Annotated in this window: 18 protein-coding genes and 1 pseudogene; 10 read left to right on the top strand and 9 right to left on the bottom strand. The window is 45.6% G+C overall.

Annotation, left to right across the window (positions count from 1 at the left end):
* Positions 1-57: 57 nt before the first annotated feature.
* The 3 genes from JCM19037_RS27000 to JCM19037_RS07910 form a co-directional block, all read right to left on the bottom strand.
* Entirely contained in the window at positions 58-327 is a 270-nt protein-coding gene (locus tag JCM19037_RS27000) for a hypothetical protein (RefSeq protein WP_238544609.1), read from the bottom strand.
* Positions 290-991 carry an oxidoreductase gene (locus JCM19037_RS07915; RefSeq protein ID WP_238544608.1) on the bottom strand — a complete coding sequence of 234 codons (702 nt, stop codon included), beginning with the start codon at positions 989-991 and terminating at the stop codon, positions 290-292. The genes JCM19037_RS27000 and JCM19037_RS07915 overlap by 38 nt, the downstream gene beginning before the upstream one ends.
* A 67-nt stretch (positions 992-1,058) precedes the next feature.
* The gene (locus JCM19037_RS07910; RefSeq protein WP_042399684.1) at positions 1,059-1,844 is read right to left on the bottom strand and encodes an ABC transporter ATP-binding protein; all 786 of its coding nucleotides are present in this window, start codon (positions 1,842-1,844) and stop codon (positions 1,059-1,061) included.
* Positions 1,845-1,954: 110 nt separating this feature from the next.
* Here JCM19037_RS07910 and JCM19037_RS07905 point away from each other — a divergent pair, with 110 nt between their 5' ends.
* The 4 genes from JCM19037_RS07905 (at position 1,955) to JCM19037_RS07895 (ending at position 5,609) form a co-directional block, all read left to right on the top strand.
* On the top strand, positions 1,955-2,809 hold the full coding sequence (locus JCM19037_RS07905) for a histidine kinase (RefSeq protein WP_052363680.1): 855 nt from the start codon (positions 1,955-1,957) through the stop codon (positions 2,807-2,809).
* An 8-nt stretch (positions 2,810-2,817) separates the two neighbouring features.
* On the top strand, positions 2,818-3,120 hold the full coding sequence (locus tag JCM19037_RS22410; protein WP_052363679.1) for a sensor histidine kinase: 303 nt from the start codon (positions 2,818-2,820) through the stop codon (positions 3,118-3,120).
* A complete protein-coding gene (locus JCM19037_RS07900; protein ID WP_042399681.1) occupies positions 3,096-3,749 on the top strand; it encodes a response regulator transcription factor in 654 nt (217 codons plus the stop codon). The genes JCM19037_RS22410 and JCM19037_RS07900 overlap by 25 nt, the downstream gene beginning before the upstream one ends.
* Before the next feature lie 138 nt (positions 3,750-3,887).
* On the top strand, positions 3,888-5,609 hold the full coding sequence (locus JCM19037_RS07895) for a Rieske (2Fe-2S) protein (RefSeq protein WP_042399678.1): 1,722 nt from the start codon (positions 3,888-3,890) through the stop codon (positions 5,607-5,609).
* Between the two features lies 1 nt (position 5,610).
* Here JCM19037_RS07895 and JCM19037_RS07890 read toward each other — a convergent pair whose 3' ends face one another.
* Complete coding sequence (locus JCM19037_RS07890) at positions 5,611-6,024, bottom strand: carboxymuconolactone decarboxylase family protein (RefSeq protein WP_042399674.1); 414 nt, start codon at positions 6,022-6,024, stop codon at positions 5,611-5,613.
* Positions 6,025-6,140: 116 nt separating this feature from the next.
* On the opposite strand from JCM19037_RS07890, the gene JCM19037_RS07885 reads away from it, so the two are divergent.
* Entirely contained in the window at positions 6,141-6,587 is a 447-nt protein-coding gene (locus JCM19037_RS07885) for an Lrp/AsnC family transcriptional regulator (RefSeq protein WP_042399671.1), read from the top strand.
* Here the strand turns inward: JCM19037_RS07885 and JCM19037_RS07880 are convergent.
* From JCM19037_RS07880 to JCM19037_RS07860, 5 genes and pseudogenes are all read right to left on the bottom strand, one after another.
* On the bottom strand, positions 6,564-7,340 hold the full coding sequence (locus JCM19037_RS07880) for an alpha/beta fold hydrolase (RefSeq protein ID WP_042399669.1): 777 nt from the start codon (positions 7,338-7,340) through the stop codon (positions 6,564-6,566). The genes JCM19037_RS07885 and JCM19037_RS07880 overlap by 24 nt on opposite strands.
* Before the next feature lie 36 nt (positions 7,341-7,376).
* A complete protein-coding gene (locus tag JCM19037_RS07875; protein WP_042399745.1) occupies positions 7,377-8,597 on the bottom strand; it encodes an Nramp family divalent metal transporter in 1,221 nt (406 codons plus the stop codon).
* Positions 8,598-8,718: 121 nt separating this feature from the next.
* Positions 8,719-10,394: pseudogene (gene argS, locus JCM19037_RS07870) on the bottom strand (arginine--tRNA ligase).
* Between the two features lie 3 nt (positions 10,395-10,397).
* Entirely contained in the window at positions 10,398-10,838 is a 441-nt protein-coding gene (locus JCM19037_RS07865) for a DUF1934 domain-containing protein (RefSeq protein WP_042399666.1), read from the bottom strand.
* Positions 10,839-10,982: 144 nt separating this feature from the next.
* Positions 10,983-11,447, bottom strand: coding sequence for a nucleoside deaminase (locus tag JCM19037_RS07860; RefSeq protein WP_042399663.1), 465 nt, complete (start codon positions 11,445-11,447; stop codon positions 10,983-10,985).
* A gap of 180 nt (positions 11,448-11,627) precedes the next feature.
* Between JCM19037_RS07860 and JCM19037_RS07855 the strand changes: the two genes are divergently transcribed.
* The 5 genes from JCM19037_RS07855 (at position 11,628) to JCM19037_RS07835 (ending at position 19,362) form a co-directional block, all read left to right on the top strand.
* The gene (locus tag JCM19037_RS07855) at positions 11,628-12,122 is read left to right on the top strand and encodes a hypothetical protein (RefSeq protein ID WP_042399661.1); all 495 of its coding nucleotides are present in this window, start codon (positions 11,628-11,630) and stop codon (positions 12,120-12,122) included.
* 543 nt (positions 12,123-12,665) lie between these two features.
* Complete coding sequence (locus tag JCM19037_RS07850; RefSeq protein ID WP_042399742.1) at positions 12,666-14,933, top strand: ribonucleoside-diphosphate reductase subunit alpha; 2,268 nt, start codon at positions 12,666-12,668, stop codon at positions 14,931-14,933.
* Positions 14,923-15,369 carry a flavodoxin domain-containing protein gene (locus tag JCM19037_RS07845; protein WP_193744700.1) on the top strand — a complete coding sequence of 149 codons (447 nt, stop codon included), beginning with the start codon at positions 14,923-14,925 and terminating at the stop codon, positions 15,367-15,369. The genes JCM19037_RS07850 and JCM19037_RS07845 overlap by 11 nt, the downstream gene beginning before the upstream one ends.
* A gap of 1 nt (position 15,370) precedes the next feature.
* Positions 15,371-16,402: a ribonucleotide-diphosphate reductase subunit beta gene (locus JCM19037_RS07840; protein ID WP_042399737.1), complete on the top strand. Its 1,032-nt coding sequence runs from the start codon at positions 15,371-15,373 to the stop codon at positions 16,400-16,402.
* Positions 16,403-18,336: 1,934 nt separating this feature from the next.
* Positions 18,337-19,362 carry a tripartite tricarboxylate transporter substrate binding protein gene (locus tag JCM19037_RS07835; RefSeq protein ID WP_052363677.1) on the top strand — a complete coding sequence of 342 codons (1,026 nt, stop codon included), beginning with the start codon at positions 18,337-18,339 and terminating at the stop codon, positions 19,360-19,362.
* The last annotated feature ends 15 nt before the right edge of the window (positions 19,363-19,377 follow it).

Raw genomic sequence — 19,377 nt, 5'->3', positions numbered from 1 at the left:
TTTGGAACCAAGAATACGAACGGCATTGGTTAACGGAAGTACAGTTCCCTTTAAAAGCTACACACTCGCACTAGTTTTCCCCTCAAAAAACTTCACACCGGTCAGCTCTTCTGAGCACACCCATAACCGATCTGCCGTTGCTTCATCGTAAATGTCCTTCACTGATGGGTCGACCTTCGGGTACCCTTTACGTCGATTTTTATGATCAGCCCTACGTATTCTCCCCCTCGTAAAGTCGGCTCTGTTGCGGCATATAATGTCGGGAGCGCACCCATCTGAACCGATTGCGCTAAATGATTTTGTAAAAATGGCAAGAACCTTTTCCACGCGCGCCGCCTCCTCTTGATAGAAGATTGGACTGAGATAATCCTGGGTGACAGACGAAGCTTTTCACGTGAGCCGCCTCGTTTTTTAGTTTATTTTGTAGTTTTACCGCAAATAAAAGGTTCGCAAATTTACTTTGTGCATAAAACGTGTACGCTCGGTATCCTGTTACACCGTCTAAGTTATCAAAATCAATGGAAGCTTTGTGAGCGGCCAAGCTGCTGAGCGTCACGATTCGTGGGTTTTCGGCAGCCTGAATAATAGGCATTAGCTGCCCTGTTAACGCAAAGTGGCCGAGATGGTTCACCCCGAATTGAAGTTCAAAACCGTCGGTCGTCTTTTTGTAAGGGGGCATCATCACTCCAGCATTGTTAATTAACAAATCCAACGATCCATATGCATCACACATCGATTCAGCGAAGACGTTCACACTTTGCAAATTAGAAAGATCCAATTCTTTTAGTTTCACATCCGCATTCGGTACGTCTTTCTTAATTTTTTCGAGCGCCTCGCCGCCTTTTTTCATGCTGCGTACAGCTAGAATGACGTCCGCTCCCTTAAGTGCAAGTGCCCGGGCTGTTTCCAAACCAAGCCCATCACTAGCCCCTGTAATAACCGCTATTTTCCCCGTCAAATCAGGCATATCCGCTGTTGTCCATCCAGCCATTGTCTCAACCCTTTCTAATTGAACTCTTCCGTAACCCTTTTTTAATTCTTATTGGTTCCAAATAGATTCATCTAATAACCTCTTTTGGAATCTCTAAGGAATACATACCTTCATTCTCTCGAATGACAACCGAAGTCTCGCAAAATGCTGACAATGTTTCCGACGTAATTTGTTCCTCTGTTTTTCCTTTCGAGAACACTTTTCCTTCTTTTAGTAGTAATGTATGTGTGAATTGAGGTAAGATTTCATCTATTTGATGTGTCACATACAAAATCGTCGTCTTCTCTCGATCAGCAATCTTCTCAATGAGCGTTAACAACTGCGCTTTAGCGAGAAAATCAAGACCATTGCACGGTTCATCCAGGATGAGAATGTCGGGTTCCGCCATGAGCGCCCGGGCAATCAACACCCGCTGTTTCTCCCCTTGTGACATCTGTTCGTACGGTTGGCGTTCAACATGTTCAACGCCGAGCATCTGTAATAACTGCTCGGCTTTTTGCATTTCTTTCTCACTCGGCTCGATATGCAAGCCAATGGACGCGTGCATGCCACTCAACACGACTTCAATGCCAAAATTTTGTTGCTGGTGTTGCATTTTTTCTGAAAACGAAAAACTTACCCAGCCGATCCGTTTTCGAACGTCTTGCCAGGGGGATTCCCCGAACATCTGACCAAGCACTTGCACCTTGCCTTTTGTCGGGAACTGATAGCCACATATGACATTTAACATCGCTGTCTTCCCAGCCCCGTTCATTCCTAAAATCGCCCAGTGCTCGCCTTGATGAACGTCCCAATCAATCTGATCAAGAATCGTTTTCTCACGGACAAAACTCACACCCTTGAGTGAAATCATACGTGCTTCTCCCCTTTTCCTTCATTGTACATGCAATCCCAGCGGTTTCCCAAGCTTTCATCTTTTCAATTCTTTCGACCTGGACTAAAATAAATAGAGGAGTTGATCGTATGAAAAAATCCCCACCACATTCTTACGACTATTTGTTACACGTTCAACGAGAGATTTCTGAGACGTTAAATGAAAGCACCGACATATTTGAAACGTTACAAAGTTGCTTAGAAAAACTTCTGAAAATGATGAATTTATCAACGGGTTGGATTTTCTTACTGTATCATCACGACGATTACGAACTTGCCTCCTACCACCAACTCCCGCCAGCGTTAAACAAAAACGACCAGGCGATTATGAAACAACAAGATGGTTGTTCCGATTGTTACTGTTTAAATCGCTATCGTGAAGGTCGACTTGCACAAGCGGTTCAATCCATTCGGTGTGCGCGACTTAGCGACGCTTTGTCGCTCGACAAACATGCAGATACGAACGGTCTCACACATCATGCCAGTGTTCCACTAACGGTTCGAGGTAGCAAAGTCGGTTTGTTAAATTTGGCCACACCAGGAATGAGAGACTTTGAAAAAGAAGAGTTGCTTTTATTGGAGTCCATTGCCTACCAAATTGGCGCTACCGTTGAACGGATTCGTCTTTATCATAAACAAAGCGATCTGCTTATTACGAATGAGCGCACCCGGCTCGCTAGAGACTTGCACGACTCGGTTAAACAGAAACTTTTTGCCTTATCGTTAACATCTAAAGGCATTGAAGCTCTATGTAAAGACCTTCCTGCCATTACCGATGCCGCTAAAGACGTTGGCACTCTCTCACAAGAAGCTTTGCAAGAGATGCAAAGTCTTATTTGGCAACTCCGCCAGAACATCGTGAAGATGCGCTTGCCGATACGCTGGAAAAACATGCTTTGCGACTCGGTCTACGCCCTTTCATACAATGTCGAACGTTATCTTTAACAGAAACAGTGAACGAGTCATTCATAAAAATCGGCCAGGAAGCGATCTACAATGTATTTAAGCATGCAGAAACGGATCAGTTAACCATTGTTCTTGACACCGTTGACGAGGATGTTGTTTTTGAAATTACGGATCCTGGTGTTGGCGGTGCAGCCTCATTACCAGGCCGTCTCGGCATGAAGAGCATGCAGGAAAGAGCTGAGCAAATCGGTGCTGACTTCTCGGTTACGAGCGCACAGAGCAGGGACAAAAATTACGATTTGCTTAAGAAAGGAGGCAGCTTGCGTTGCCAACGACGGTACTACTTGTAGATGACCATAATGTCGTCTTAAAAGGACTGCGGTTTTTCCTTGAAACGAAAGCAGATCTTCAGGTTGTAGGTATGGCGAATGACGGCAAAGAGGCGTATGCACTTGCGATGGACGTACGGCCCGATGTGATCGTCATGGATGTGATCATGCCAGTACAAAACGGCATCGTTACGACCGAACAATTAAAGAAAGACTTGCCGGACACAAAGATCATCATGTTGACAAGCTCCGCAGAGAAAGAACACGTCATTCCGGCCATACGAGCAGGGGCTGACGGCTATCAATTGAAGGATATTGATCCTGACTATTTGTACGAGACGATTGTGCACGTGGCGAGCGGCGAGCGTGAACATGCGTTGCACCCACAAGTCGCAAGCCAACTTATGACACACGTCGCGACGGATGATGGACCCAATGCCTTTGCTCTTCTCACGGCAAGAGAAGCGGAAACCCTTCGCCAAGTGACATTAGGAAAAAGCAATAAAGAGATTGCTACTGCCCTTTTTATTAGCGAAAAAACGGTGAAAACCCACCTTACGAACATCTTCTCAAAACTTCATGTCAACGACCGTACTCAAGCGGCAATTCTCGCACTGAAAAATCAATGGTTCAACGATATTCAGACGTAGACGGTGTAGACACAACTACGACGAATGTCTGACGACTCGCTCAACCCTTTTTAGTATCGATAATCTAGCCTTATGCTCGATGAGTGTAACTGCCAATCCCCGGATAATGGAATTACACAACCGAGGAGGGGATGGACGATGAGCTGGCAAAAAGCTTGTTCGATGGAAGAGTTAAAAAAGGAAAGAGTGAAACTGATAAAAGGTGGCATTGTTGTTCTTCTTCATGAAGGGCATGTTTATGCGATTGATAACCGCTGCCCGCATATGGGCTTTCCGCTCCATATGGGTAGCCTTAAAAATGGCATATTGACGTGTCAATGGCATCACGCACGGTTTGATCTTTCTAGCGGAGGAACGCTCGACCCTTGGGCAGATGATCTCATCAAATATGAAACCGACATTCAAGATGAGCAAATTTATGTAAATGTGGCTCGAGCAACAGGAGACAGAGCTACCTATCATATGAACCAACTACAAAAAGGATTGGAACAAAACCTTAGCCTACTCATTGGCAAAGGCGTTGTCGGTTTGCTCACGATCGACACAAAACATGTTCGGGACATTTTGCACGCCGGCATTCGCTTTGGTACCACTTCAAACAACGCCGGGTTTGATCGCGGCGTAACGACACTCGTTGCGATGGTCAATGTTCTCCCTAAACTCCACTTGCGTGTACAAGTCCAAGCGCTCTACCAAGCGCTCGTTATGGTTGCGAGTGACGGGGCAAATCGGGCCCCGAAACGAAAGTTGACACCACTCACGACACGCGCAGATATGGAGGAACGGTGGGTTGACTGGTATACCGATTGCACGAATGTTCGAGATGCACAAGGGGCAGAACGAATTCTACTTTCGGCAATGCACACGTACTCCAAAGAAGCGTTGGCACAGCTCGTCATGCGCGCAGTCACCGAACATTATTATATGAATGATGGGCATGTCCTTGATTTTACGAACAAAGCGTTTGAGGCGATTGAGCTATGTGATGACGCGTATCATTCCGATATTTTGGCGTCATTGCCGATGATCGTCACGACCGCTGAACGAAGCGAAGAGAAATCTCGCTGGCGTGCGCCCGTAGATTACTATACGCTCGTGGAAAAAGCGCTGGAGGACATTCAAAGCGCCGATGTCAACCCGTCCTCTCCACTCGATGACGGAGCACTCCTTACCGCATTACTGGAATCTCAAGATGGCAGTTCAATCCAAGCCGTAAAGCAAGTAATCATGCAAGGTGTGCCCCTTGTGAATATCGCACGCGTCATTACCCTCGCAGCAGCTACAAGAATTGTTCATTTTAGTATGCAGAACGATTTTGACGACTGGAATACGGTGTTGCATACGTTCTCGCACGCCCACGCCGTCCATGCATCACTACAAAGGTCACATGATCCGAGCCTCATCCGTGCAATGATGCATACCGTCGTGAGCTTATCACTGGATTCTTTCTTGAACATCCCTGCTGCCAAACGTCCCGTTGCAGCCGAACTTGACGATGACGAGTTGCATCATTTCTTAGCTCTTTTTGATACGCAACAGCCGGTAGAAGTCGCCGCACAGTGGGCGCTTAGTTATTCCGACAAACATGCCGATACCGGACCATTATTCGCCACAATTGGCGAAGCAATGTTGCGTGAGGACGCTGGATTTCATACGTTGCAAATGTATGAGGCTGCTACTGCTGAATACGACAACTGGAATTCCTTTGACAATGACTTTGCGAAACGGGCAAAGGACACGTTGCTCGTCGCGCTCGTCCGTTACGTGGCTGCCCATTCCCCGACGCCGAGGGAGCTGCCGCGCTTTGCGGATATCGCTTGGCGATTGCACCGGGGTGAGAAGATATTCGAAGATGCGTAACTTACGTTTCGCTCCCTAACTTTACTGCTGCACCAAATTGCTGAGAGGCGTTTGCAAATGTGATCCACGCAATCAGTTCCACGACCTCTTCATTTGTAAACGTCTCTTGTAACCGTGCGAAAACAGCATCAGGGATTTCCCCATTCAATTGTTGAAAAACAACTGCGAAGCCTGTTGCCACAACTTGTCGTTCATTGATATGCAACTCATCTGGCTTGCCTTTTCTTTTACAGTATTCACAGGAATTGACTTCGGCGAGGGTGCGGCGAACTTGTTCTTTCAGTGATACGGACAACCGCCCATAATGAATAAGCTCTTCTTCTAAGTCGACCCATTTCCACATCACACGTTCACACGTACCAAGAACTTGTTGAAATGGGGTGTCACCTTTTGTTGCGTACGGTATTCTAGTCATATGATCGCCTCCTACATAACATCATGAACGAATGTTCGGGACGAATCTTTCGATAATAAAATAATTCAACAGAAAAACTTTTGATTTTAAAGATTATATAGGAGAAAACGTTCATTATGAAAATCGATCAACACGACGCTGAAATCATCAAACAATTGCGTATAAACAGTCGAATATCCTTGAAAGAATTGAGTGAATGCGTGTCACTTTCTGCACCTTCTGTTCGAGAGCGTATGAAACAGCTCGAATCGTTTGGTGTAATTAAAAATTATACCGTCAACGTGGATTTCGAAGCGCTCGGTAAGCCCGTTCAATGCATTGTGGAAGCCACACTATTGAACCGTAATTACGACGCGTTTCAAGAAATGATTAAAAAACAAGCGAACGTTGAATTTTGTTACCGAATTGCTGGTCGTGCGTGCTACATGCTAAAACTTCACTTTCCAAGCTTTAAAGATGCAGAAGCTTGGATCAACCGCATGTCCACGTGGGCAACAACGGTCACGCATTTTATTTTTTCTGAAGTACACATGGATAATTCACGGATTGTTCATGAGGAATGACCTTAATACAGCGTTGAACTCTTTTGACCTTCTCGTCGGCACTTGATGCCCAACCCCGTCAATATAAACGGTGTCAATTCTCGCCTTTTTCACCTGTTCATAGAAAGTGGATTGATATCCTTGTACGTAGCGGTCGTGAATGCCGTACACGAGCAACGTTGGCGCCGTCAATTGCCCGAGTGCGTTCGTATAATCTGCTTCAACGCCAGCCCGATACCAACTCGCCAAAACGTCAGACTGTACGCTTTGCACGGTTCTTCTCATGCGTTCACGAGCTTCTTTATGCTTCGTATGAGAACGTGAAAGCACTTTAGACATAAGAGATTGCCAAGTGTGTTCAGCCGCATAAACGCCTAGCCTAAACTCTCGCTCCAATAAAAGCGTATCAACTACAGGGAACCCACCGATCAACACGAGGCCCCTAACACGCTTTGGAAATCTTAATGCGAATTCCAATGCCGCCAGCCCCCCGCAAGAATAACCAACGAGCACGACCCGCTCGTCTTGTTCATAATCTGCGAGCGCTCGGGCGTCTTCTGCCCACAGTTTGAGCGAGAGCGGTTCTCTCCCACTCTCGCTCAAGGCGTGCCCTCGCGCATTTAATGCGACAAGCTTATACCACTCGGCTAACGGTGTTTGCTCTGTAAACACCGCGGCCCCAAGTGCCGGGGGATGAAAGAAATAGACCGGTTCACCCTCCCCTATTCGATCATAGTGCAGCATCGTTCCATCTTCAGTCGAAAATAAATACATTACAAGCACCTCACTTACGTGTTACGGTGCCCGAATTCAGCCGATAAAATCCAAAATTGCTGTCACTAAACTATATACGCCAAGCCCTGTACAAATGAGCACGATAAGCCCGCCAATAATGTTTAACTTCACCGAGTTGACGTACTCTCCGAGCAGCTTTTTGTTGTTTAGAACGACGAGCAAGAAGATCGCAATGACCGGTAAAATAATGCCATTTAATGCTTGTGCGAACAGCAGAATTGATAGAGGCTCAAAGCCGGTCGCTGATGTAATAATACCAATCCCGATCACAATCCCAAACACGATCTTGAACGCTTTCTTATCAAAACCCGAGCCCCATTTCATTACCCCGCTAATCGTGTATGCGGCGCCAATTGGGGCAGCGACCGCTGATGAAAACCCTGCGGCAAGCATGCCGATACTAATGAATATGACGGCCCACGGCCCTAACAAAGGCTCTAGCGCCATCCCTAATTCATTTACACTCTCCACTTCTACCCCACGAATAACAGCCCCTGCAGTAATAAGTATTGCTGCCGTAATTAAACCGCCTAAACCGATGGAAAGTATGATATCTAAACGGGCGGATTTTAAATCTCTCGCATCTCGCCAACGTTCTTGTACACTTGAAGCGTGCAAAAACAAATTGTACGGAACGACTGTTGTTCCGATTAATGCAACAACGATAATGATCGACCCTGACGGTACAGTAGGTATGAAGGCTCCTTGGAACAATTCACCGAGCGGAGTGTCGACGACAATCATCGTCGTAATAAACGTCACACTCATCACCGCAACCAATACGATAAGTAGTTTTTCGACAATTTTGTATGATCCAAAAAGACCAATTAACAAAATGATGATTCCAAGGATCGGTGCGATCACATTTGCATCAACGCCGGTGAGCATGCTAACCCCCAATGCTCCACCGGTTAAGTCTCCAGCCATATAAGCGGCACAACCGACGCCAATAGAGATTGAGACGAGACCAATCGTTCCATACTTCAAGAACGGTCGCTGAAACTGGTCATGCAATGCTTCCCCAAGACCTTTCTTTGAAACAATTCCTAATCTTGCCGCCATTTCTTGTAAAAACATCGTGGCGACAATGGAGAAAAGAACGGTCCAAAGTAATGTAAACCCAAACGATGCCCCAGCTCGTGTCGCTGTCGTCACCGTACCAGGCCCAATAAATGACGCAGTGATAATGGCTCCTGGACCGATGACTTTCAATTTTGAGACGATGCGGTCTTTCATTGATTGTTGGCGTGTTTCTAGTTCCAATTTATCCACCTCTATTCGTCTGTCTCATAGGAATATTCTGATTAATGATGGTACAAAAAACAGCGACCAAGGTTCCTTGCCCGCTGCATCGTTGTTACATCTTTTCTGGTGCATGTACTCCGATGAGTGTCATGCCATTTCTTAATACAATTTGTGCTGCCTTGACGAGTGCAAGGCGAACGTGTGTCAACTCCGGATGATCCACATCAACAATTCTCTCTGCATTGTAGTAGCTATGGAATGTAGACGCAAGCTCATGCAAGTAGTTCGGAATTCGGTGCTGTGCATAATTGTCCGCTGCGCCTGCAACAACACCCGGAAATTCACCGATTTTCTTTAACAACTCATACGCCTTATCCGAATCGATGAGCTGTAGCTGAACACCCTCGTCTCCAACATAAGCCACACCTTTGTCTTCTGCTTGTTTAAACAAACTGCTAATTCTCGCATGCGCGTATTGTACGTAATAGACCGGGTTCTCATTGGATTCTTGCTCAGCTAAATCCATATCAAAATCCAAATGCGTATCACCGCTTCGCATCGCAAAGAAGTAACGGGTCGCATCCAAGCCTACTTCCTCCCAAAGTTCACGCATCGTAACCGCATTGCCCGTACGCTTGCTCATCTTGACACGCTCACCACTTCGCATGAGGTTTACGTTCTGACCAATTTGGAAGGTCAGCTTTTCTTTCGGATAGCCAAGCGCTTGAATTGCCGCTTCCATTCTCGGAATATATCCGTGATGGTCGGCTCCAAATAAGTCGACGAGCTGATCAAACCCGCGATCGAGCTTATCTTTATGATAAGCAATGTCTGGAAGCAAATACGTGTACGAGCCGTCTTGCTTTACGAGTACACGGTCCTTATCATCTCCGTATGCAGAAGACCGAAACCACGTCGCACCGTCTTGCTCATACACTTCATCGTTCTCTCTGAGCGTCTCTAGCGTCTCAACGACTTTACCAGACGTATACAACGACGTTTCTGAAAACCACGTATTAAATTGAACCCTAAAGTCAGCAAGGTCCGCTTTTAGTTTCTCAAGAAGTTGTGAGAGTCCTAGCTCACGGAACGTTCGTAGACGCTCAGCTTCTTCCATGTCCACAAACCGGTTCCCATGTTCATCTTTAATGCGCTCGCCAATGTGAACAATATCTGCGCCTTGATAACCGTCTTCTGGAATTTCTGCATCCAAACCATTTGCTTGTAAATACCGAACTTCAACGGATTTTGCAAGGTTGTCAATTTGATTCCCGGCATCGTTAATGTAGTACTCTCGCTCCACGTTGTATCCTGCCATTGCCAAGATATTGCTCAACGAGTCGCCGATTGCCGCCCCTCTCGCATGCCCGAGATGTAGCGTGCCTGTCGGGTTAGCAGAGACGAACTCGAGTAACACGGACCGACCATTCCCCGTGTTTGACTGCCCATATTTCGAGCCTGCTTGAAGCACATCAGGGAGCACGTCGCGCAGGAAGCGAAGATCTAAAACAAGTTAATAAACCCCGGTCCAGCGATTTGACACTCTTTTACGAATGCCTTTTCTCGGTCCAAGTTCTCAACAATTGCCGTTGCGATTTCACGCGGGTTCCGCTTCGCAATTTTTGTTAGCTGCATCGCCAAGTTCGTCGCAAAATCACCATGGCTCTTGTCTTTCGGTGTTTCAAGTATGACGGTAGGCATCTGTTCCGGACTAACGAGGCCTGCTGTCACGGCCGCTTCTTGCAATGCCTCTTTCATTTGTTCCTTTGCTTGGTCCAATCTATTCATCGTTTACTGCTTTTCCTCCTTGATCTTGATCTCCACTTCGTAGTGGCCGGCAAGCTGGCCTTGCAGCTCCAAGTCATACACAAATGTTAACTTGCCTAGCAGATCGCTATTCTCATACCATTGTACCTTTACGTCCTCTGTTTTCGCTAGTGTCTGGAATTTGGCGTATGGAGTTTCATAAGAACCTTCCGTCTCTTCGCCTTTTGTGTACACTTGCCGCATGGATACGGCACCGTTTCGTAACACTGTCAAACCGCCTGATTGAATCTTTATAATGGTTTTCACGTCACCAATGTCTTCGAGTTCTTCTGTAAATGTAACGTATGTGCTTTCCGTTTTTTGCACCACTTCTCCGTAACCACTCACAGCAATTCGTTTCTGCTCTCCTGCTTGTTCTACTTGTGTTTGCATTGAAACATGAACCGGAATGCTCTCCTCACTCATTAGGAGCTCCCCTTTCCTATAGTAAAGTGTATCCAAACTCAAACACAGGTGCAATCTCCGTAGAGTTACATTCTCGTTTCACTTTAAAATCCCCGCCTCTAATAACAGCGAGTTTTGTCTAGTATTGGAGGAGCTTTTTGTTTCTTAATAGTTTACCCGGTCTGTTTTTGTTTCCCACTGCTGGAATGGGCGTTTATCGTCGGCCACTAACCGGTGAAAAGGGATGGTCCGTTCTGTGTATGATTTAGAAATCTCATCATAAATAAACGCATCGTCAAATCCAATGGTGGCAGCGTCGTCTTTATTCATCGCATAGAATACCGCTTCTGGACGGGCCCAATAGATCGCTCCCAAACACATCGGGTACGGCTCGCAACTTGTATAAAGCACACAACCTTCAAGTTGAAATGTCCCTAATGTGTTACACGCATCCCGAATGGCTGAAATTTCTGCATGAGCGGTAGGGTCATTGTTCGGCGTTACGCGGTTCCCACCACGACCGATGATTTGTCCGTCTTTTACGACAATCGCGCCAAATGGACCGCCTCCGCTTTCTACGTTCTCACATGCTAAAGCTATGGCTGTCTCTAAATGTTGTTGATGATCCATAATTAAACACTCCTCTATCTATGTATATCCCTATTCTACTGCTTATATTAAAATCGCACCAATTGTCGGTCTCACATCTGACGAATGGTCAGAAGCGTTTATCTTTCCCTTCTTACCCATCTGTTGTAAAATAAATCTCAACTCGTTTAGCGCGGTGACATACATACAGGAGGAAACACAATGAAGCGATGGGTTTGGGCATTGGCGGCAACACTTCTCTTAACAGGTTGCAACAGCTCCGATGAAACGCAAGAAGAATTGCTCTCCTATTTAAACGGACCTTACGATGAATTTTTAGTCATGTACGAGGAAGTAGAACTTATCTATGATGAGTACGATGAGCGTGGTGCAAATGGCGAGGATGAAGAAGTGCTTGAGATTATTCGAGAAGATCTCATCCCCCAGTTTGAATTGATGCAAGACCACCTCACTGACCAACAGTTCGATTCGGATGAAATCGAACAGCTAAATGACTTGCTCATTGAGGAAACCTCTTACAATTTGCAAGCGGTCGAAGTAGACGAGGACGCGTTTAGTTCTGTTGTAGAGAGTGGCGAAGATGCCGAACAACTCTTTGATGAACGCGACGAGCTTTATATGCAAGCCGATGAAGTGCTCGCTGAGTTTGAACAATATCTCGACGAGTTGCTTGACACATACGAGATTGAAGCATAATCATCCTATTGAAGCGCTAGCTATAGGCGGAGAGACCAAAAAATTCTCTCCGTCTTTGCTTTTGTTTTCCATCAATTACAGCTCAAGTTATTTTAAAAAGATGCACGGTAGCACCCAAACGCAACAGCTGTACGTATTGGGCCGTTTTTTGAAGTATCTGTCGTTATTTTTTCATAAAATCTCCTCTTACAATCCACACGCTCTTCGCTTATAATAACGGTCGGAGGTTGATGGCGAATGATTGATGTCGAATTTTCTTTTTTTATGCCAAATCTTATTTTTAGATAACGACTCGTCATTACATCTGCCAACATTGTATGGAGAACGTATGTTTGGTAAACTAGGTTTACATACGAATACCACCGTTTTAATCAACTGAACAAGAACGTTGGAATGTTATTTTCAAATATCGACAAACCACAATTTATAGTGGTAAGCATCTATCACTAACACAACAGATTGTGGTAAAATAAAAGAACGAACACAAGAAGATTGGAAGTGGCCACAGTGACGACAATTACAAAACATGACGGCGCTCGCAAAATGCCCTTTGATAAAGAGCGCTTGTTTGCATTTATTGATGAAGTAACGACCGACATTCGGATCCAAAAATACGTGGACCAATATAAAGAGAAAGTCGCAAAATCCATCGAAGCAAAGCCAGAGTATTCAGCAGCAGACATCACTCAACTTTTGCTTTTAACCGCTGCCGAAAACAATGATATCGATGTTCCAGAATGGACGTATTCCGCTACGAAGATTTTCCTACGCGATTTATACAAGAAAGCGGCATACAATCGTAGCTATGACGCTAAACAACGATACGGAAGTTTTTACGGCCTACAAAAACGTCTCGGTCAGCTCGGCATTTATGACGTAACGATTTTGCGTGATTACACGCAAGAAGAGATCGAAGAAGCGGCTAAGTTTATCGAACCTGATCGTGACCACTTCTTTACTTATGCTGGGTTACGCACGTTGAGTGATCGCTACTTGGCGAAAGGTTACGACGGCAAAGAAGTGTACGAGCTTCCTCAAGAACGCTGGCTTACGATTGCAATGACGCTCATGTCTCAAGAAGACCGCGCGAATCGTCTTTCGCTTGTCAAAGAAGCGTACTGGGCACTTTCTAACCTATACATGACTGTCGCCACACCAACACTTGCAAACGCCGGCAAAAAAGCAGGACAACTATCGAGCTGCTTTATTGATACGATCGACGACAGCTTACAAGGCATCTACGACAGCAACACCGATATTGCAAACGTGAGCAAATACGGAGGCGGAGTGGGCGTCTACATCGGTAAAGTACGTGCTGCAAACTCCGATATCCGTGGCTATAAAAATACATCCTCTGGCGTTGTGCCTTGGATTCGTCAAATTAACAATACTGCTGTGAGTGTCGACCAGCTCGGGACACGCGCAGGGGCTGTTGCAGTCTATCTAGATGTGTGGCATGCCGATATTTTTGAATTTCTTGATCTGCGTTTGAACAACGGAGATGAGCGCAAACGTGCCCATGATATTTTCACAGGCGTGAACTTGCCAGATATTTTCATGGAGACGGTAGAAGCACGTGGTGACTGGTACTTGTTCGATCCTCATGAAGTACGCAAAGTGTTTGGCTGGTCGTTAGAAGACAGCTACGATGAGGAAAAAGGACGCGGTACATTCCGCGAGCGTTATGAAATGTGTGTCCAATCGACAGAATTAACGAGCCGTCGAAAAGTAAAAGCAATCGACGTGATGAAACGAATTATGCAATCCCAGCTTGAAACAGGTACTCCGTACATGTTTTACCGAGACGAAGTAAACCGTATGAACGCAAACAAGCACGAAGGCATTGTATACAGTTCAAATCTATGTACAGAAATTATGCAGAACATGTCTGAGACCGTTGTTGTTGAACAAATTGAAGACAACGGCGAGATCGTCATCAGAAAGAAACCAGGCGATTTTGTCGTCTGCAACCTTTCTTCAATCAACCTTGGACGTGCGGTTCGCTCAGAAGTGTTGCCACGTTTAATTCCAATCCAAGTTCGGATGCTTGATAACGTGATTGACATTAACAATCTGCCGGTCCTTCAAGCTCAAATTACGAACAAGAAGTATCGTGCGATTGGACTTGGTACTTTCGGGTGGCACCACCTGCTCGTACAAAATGAAATGGATTGGGAAAGCCCGGAAGCCGCTAAGCTTGCAGACGAACTATACGAAGAGATCGCATTTAGAACGATTCAAGCAAGTGCAGACCTCGCTGAAGAAAAAGGCAGTTATCCTGCTTATGCCGGTTCGGAATGGTCAAACGGTCGTTACTTCGAGCGCCACGGCTACCTTGAGCAAAATGACGACCAAGCGTATTCGAGCATCGAGCGCTGGCAAAAGCTCGCCAATCAAGTGCAACAAACAGGAATCCGTAACGGTTATCTAATGGCGGTTGCGCCAAACAGTAGTACCGCAACCATTGCCGGAAGTACCGCAGGCATTGACCCTACGTTTGGTCCAAGTTATGTGGAAGAGAAGAAAAACTATAGAATTACCGTCACTGCTCCTGATATTACTGGCGAGAATTATAAATACTATGAGAAAACAGCCTTTCAACAAGATCAATTCGCCAGCATCAAACACAATGCAGCACGACAAAAACACGTCGATCAATCGCAATCATTTAACCTTTACGTACCGGCTTCCATTAAGGCAAAAACACTGCTTGAGCTTCACTTAGCGGCGTGGAATGCAGGACTTAAAACGACGTATTATGTGCGAAGCAGTAAAATTGATATTCAAGAATGCGAATGGTGTGCAAGCTAGCATGCGCACACTCGTGCTGTATGAATCACTGAGTGGCAACACGAGCCGACTGGCGGCCATCATCGCGGAAATGTTAGAAGACAAAGGAGTGGCTGTTACAATTCAGCCGCTCCGAACCTTCTTAAACCTCAAAAAAGAGGAAGGTCTCGCACTCATTCAAGACAAACAAAAGATCTTGATTGGCACGTACACAGACGACACACATGAGCCTCTTGAACTGGTTGAGGAATTGCTCGAGGAATATGATTTGGCTCATGCTGACGTTGCTGCGTTCGGTACCGGAGACACACAATGGGGAGACAGGTATTGTTTCGCTGCACGTGAGATCGCGCGTGTATACGAGAGTGCTTACCCTGTCCTTAAAATTGAACAGATGCCGGCAAGAAATGATCTTGTGACTATTGAGAAATGGCTGGAGGCGATGGGTAGTGAATAATATGATGCAGAAAGTAGCAATAATGGAACCGGCAAACCCGGTGAAATCAACAGGGATTATCAATGGTCTCTCTAGCGGAATCTTAAATTGGAATGACATTGCGTACCCATCTTTTTATCGGACGTACCGTGAGCTCATGTCGAACTTCTGGATTCCTCAAGAAGTGAACATGAGTCCAGACAGTAAATCAATTGTCGAACTGTCTGATGAGGAGCTTCGGGCATATAAGCTGACGATCGGGCTATTGGCAACATTAGATACACCACAAGCGCGACTCATTCACAGCGTAAGTGAGTATGTAAGTGATGATAGCGTTCATGCAATTGCTGCCGTCATTGCTCAGCAAGAAGTCGTCCATAACGAAAGTTATTCGTATGCACTTTCTTCCCTCTTTAGCTACGAAGAGCAAAAGCAGATCTTTGATGATGCGCGTGTAAACCCGACGATCATTGCACGTAACGAACGGGTAATGGCCGCATATGATGATTTCTTGCAAGAGCCTACAGAGGACAAACTCGTTCGAGTCATTATCTATTCCATCATTCTGGAAGGCATCTTCTTCTATACGGGTTTTGCTTACTTCTACAACTTAGCTCGCCAACAGAAGATGAACGCAACCGCACAAATCATCAGTTTTATTAACCGTGATGAGCTTGTTCACGGTAAGTTCATGTCTGAACTTCTTCGTGCAGTGCTTGGGGAGAACCCACACTTAAACACCGAAGAATTGACATCATTCATTGAGCAAGAGTTTAAGTATGCGGTTGAATCTGAAATTGAATGGTCGAATGAAGTGTTAGAAGGACTTGTTGGCATCGATATCGATGAAATGCACACGTACATTAAATATCGTGCAAACAAAATGCTTAAAACACTTGGTATTGATCCAATTTATGAAGATGCTTTAGAAAACGGCATGCCGTGGATTAAAGCATTTGTTGACAACTTCGATGAAACAAAAACCGATTTCTTTGAAGCGAGAAACCGTAGCTACGAGAAAGTCGACGCCGATAACGGCTTTGATGAACTCTAAATACAGGGCCACCTAACGTCTGACATGGGGCTGTCTCAAAAGCCTCTAAAATAAAAAGGGAGTACAGATCAAAACCGATCTGTACTCCCTTTTTTGTATGAATGTTTATTCCTGTGTATTGTTTTTGGCGGGCAGGTCAGGCGACTCATTCTTCATGGCGTTGTGAGGACGAATGTGAACATAACTTTGGAACTGTATGGAATGAACGTAACATTTTCTTCATTTGCACTGTTGGAGGGGTAACGCGGTGCTGCGTGCCATTTTGCGCTTTTGACCGATTTTAGCGCCTATTTCATCAAACGTGCGCGCAGATTCCAGGTTGAAGTGCCAACGACACGTCGGCCCCTCCGGGGCCGAAACGAAACCGCACTCGGTTCGGCGCGGCTCGCGTCGACGTCTTGTGGGTACTTCAGGGCGGGGATGTACAAGTGACCCAGTAATCTGTGACCCAGTAATCTGTTACCGAGTTCACTCATTCTGTTCCCTAATTTATGAGAATACACCGCTTTTCCTACGACTTTCTCCAACTTGAGAACAAGGTCGGTCCCAACTCGAACACAGCTCACACTTTACCAAGCTTACCACTGCTTCCTAAAGAATTTATTTAGTCCAACTTATATAGACTGCCGTCCATTCTCTTTAAAGTGCTGAATCTGATTCCATTAACGGATGTTTGGAATCAGATGCCCAGCGATTGGAATCAGAACGACGCAAGACGATCATATATGAGTGAATCTGATTCCAATCAGTGAACTTTGGAACTAGTTCTCCCGTTCTACGCGGGGGTTCGAGGGCAACTTGGCCGTTATGAACGTACCCAATCGCATCATAAAACCGTTGATAAGAGATTTTAACTTTTCAACAAGCAAAAGTACGAATATACGCCTTCCAATTTCTCCATGCTGGGCACCAAGCAAGGTGTAGGGCTAAAATCTTACCATATAGGCTCCTATGGTAAGATTTCTCTTCTTTTCCGCACCCGGGTGTTGCAAATCCTACCATAGAAATTGAATATCTCACCATAGAACAAACAATGGTATGATTTTAGTGAAATCGACTTCCTAAATGGAAAAAATCCTCCCATAAGCAGGAGCCACTCCGAGGTTTCCTACGTAGAGGCGTCAAGTCAGCGAAAAATTGTAGCACGTTCTGCACCACTCGTTCAGACTAGTCAGCCCAACCATTTCCAAATTCTCATCGCTCTCGTCGTTAGACCGAGGAGGCCCGCCCATCCGGTCCTCAGTGGTCAAGAAAACACGGTGGGCGTCTTTTGGCCACCGATGTTGCCCTTATAGTCTGGACTGCATAGTAGACACGGTGGCAGGGGTTCGCCACCGATGTCACCCTTGTGCTCTGGAGTGCAAGCATCCGCCTGCAGTGGACAGCAACGACCAACGGTGAAAATAAAGAAGATTTAGAACTCAACATAGGTAGATTCATTCATCGCCACGCATAAAAACCGGTCAATGACCGGTTCTTTTTTCGTATCTATTTTATGAAGGAATTGTTGTGATGATGATCATGCGGCTGCACCAGCAGAAATATCTTTTGTAAACGATTATAGACCTTGACCTCGGTTTACAACTCCAGGTCCGTTAATCAAGTTGTTGTTGATCACGATTCTTCCACAACATTGCTTTTGCTGTGGACGTTGAGGTTTTGGACAGCGGCGTCTCGAGCACCCACAATAATTTTTAACCATTCATCTCACCTCCAGTACTCTTCTATTCTATCCAGAACCCTTGAAGTCTGTAACGACGCTTACCTACGCCCTGTCCTCCGCTTTTGCGTATGTTTACAAAAAAGTACGTGACAGGTTGTCGAAACAGTGCTACAATTCTTTTAATCATTAGTTCCATTCTACACTATTAAATTCCATCAAGTGGAACTTTCCGCGTTTTGTAAGCGCTTTACACATAAAGGGGGACTTATTCATGAAGAAATTTGGACTACTGGCGGGAATGATGACAATTGTCGTTCTCGGTGCATGTGAATCATCAGAAACATCAGGGGAAAGCAATTATCCTACGCGAGATATTAATGGGATCATTCAATGGGGTGAAGGTGGCGCAACAGATAATGTCGCTCGTAGCTTGGCCATTCAAGCAGAAGATGCACTAGATGCTTCATTTGTAATGCAAAACCGAGAAGGCGCAACAGGAGCCATTGCGACACAGTATGTGTATGATCAACCCGCAGACGGCTATAACGTTTTGTTTGGTGCAGAAAATCCGTTAATTTACAATGTGCTCGGTATTTCTGAAAGGGATTACATTGAAGACTTCTATCCAGTGAATATCATTGGGCAAGGTCTTGCGGGAGTTGTCGTGAAGGATGACTCTCCATTTGAAACGTTGGAAGACCTCGTAGAACACGCCCAAGACAACCCTGGCGATCTCACCCTAGGGACAAGCGGTGAAGGTGGGTTGCCACATGTCGTTGCTTCGATGCTTTCTGCAGAGCTTGGTACTGAATTTAACCAAGTTCCTTACGACGGGGATGGTCCACTGTTTACAGCAATGCTAGGGGATCAAATTGATGCAACTGTTGTTGGTGTTGCAGGGGCACAGGAGTATGTTGAAGCTGGTGATATTCGGATGTTATCGATTGTTCATAACGAAGAAGTTGAGGCTTGGGACGCTCCTGCTCTGAGTGATATTTATCCGGAATTCGATAAGTATTTACCGTGGGGTCCATTTTACGGGGCGTTTGTTCACCCAGAGACGCCAGATGATGTAAAGGAGACGCTTGTTTCCGCCTTTAATGAAGCCGTTGAAGAAGAGTCTTTCCAAGAGCTGCTCGCTTCACTCGGAGCGGAGCCGATTAACATTAGTGGTGATGAAGCGGTCGATTGGATGCGCCAAACTCAGGCGGTCTCTGCTTGGTTATTGTATGACGCAGGCGCCACCGAGAATTCACCAGAAGAATTTGATATTCCAAGGGTAGAAGACATTGATTAAGTAAAAACGGTGAGG

It is taken from the genome of Geomicrobium sp. JCM 19037 (assembly GCF_000698105.1).
GTDB lineage: Bacteria > Bacillota > Bacilli > Bacillales > Marinococcaceae > Geomicrobium_A.
This window is presented reverse-complemented; position numbering and strand designations above follow the sequence as displayed.

Bases quoted from the DNA above. Each gene is read 5' to 3' on its own strand.
- JCM19037_RS07915 (WP_238544608.1), bottom strand. From the start codon at position 991: ATGGCTGGATGGACAACAGCGGATATGCCTGATTTGACGGGGAAAATA.
- JCM19037_RS07910 (WP_042399684.1), bottom strand. From the start codon at position 1,844: ATGATTTCACTCAAGGGTGTGAGTTTTGTCCGTGAGAAAACGATTCTT.
- JCM19037_RS07905 (WP_052363680.1), top strand. From the start codon at position 1,955: ATGAAAAAATCCCCACCACATTCTTACGACTATTTGTTACACGTTCAA.
- JCM19037_RS07895 (WP_042399678.1), top strand. From the start codon at position 3,888: ATGAGCTGGCAAAAAGCTTGTTCGATGGAAGAGTTAAAAAAGGAAAGA.
- JCM19037_RS07890 (WP_042399674.1), bottom strand. From the start codon at position 6,024: ATGACTAGAATACCGTACGCAACAAAAGGTGACACCCCATTTCAACAA.
- JCM19037_RS07885 (WP_042399671.1), top strand. From the start codon at position 6,141: ATGAAAATCGATCAACACGACGCTGAAATCATCAAACAATTGCGTATA.
- JCM19037_RS07880 (WP_042399669.1), bottom strand. From the start codon at position 7,340: ATGTATTTATTTTCGACTGAAGATGGAACGATGCTGCACTATGATCGA.
- JCM19037_RS07875 (WP_042399745.1), bottom strand. From the start codon at position 8,597: ATGAAAGACCGCATCGTCTCAAAATTGAAAGTCATCGGTCCAGGAGCC.
- JCM19037_RS07865 (WP_042399666.1), bottom strand. From the start codon at position 10,838: ATGAGTGAGGAGAGCATTCCGGTTCATGTTTCAATGCAAACACAAGTA.
- JCM19037_RS07860 (WP_042399663.1), bottom strand. From the start codon at position 11,447: ATGGATCATCAACAACATTTAGAGACAGCCATAGCTTTAGCATGTGAG.
- JCM19037_RS07855 (WP_042399661.1), top strand. From the start codon at position 11,628: ATGAAGCGATGGGTTTGGGCATTGGCGGCAACACTTCTCTTAACAGGT.
- JCM19037_RS07850 (WP_042399742.1), top strand. From the start codon at position 12,666: ATGCCCTTTGATAAAGAGCGCTTGTTTGCATTTATTGATGAAGTAACG.
- JCM19037_RS07840 (WP_042399737.1), top strand. From the start codon at position 15,371: ATGATGCAGAAAGTAGCAATAATGGAACCGGCAAACCCGGTGAAATCA.
- JCM19037_RS07835 (WP_052363677.1), top strand. From the start codon at position 18,337: ATGAAGAAATTTGGACTACTGGCGGGAATGATGACAATTGTCGTTCTC.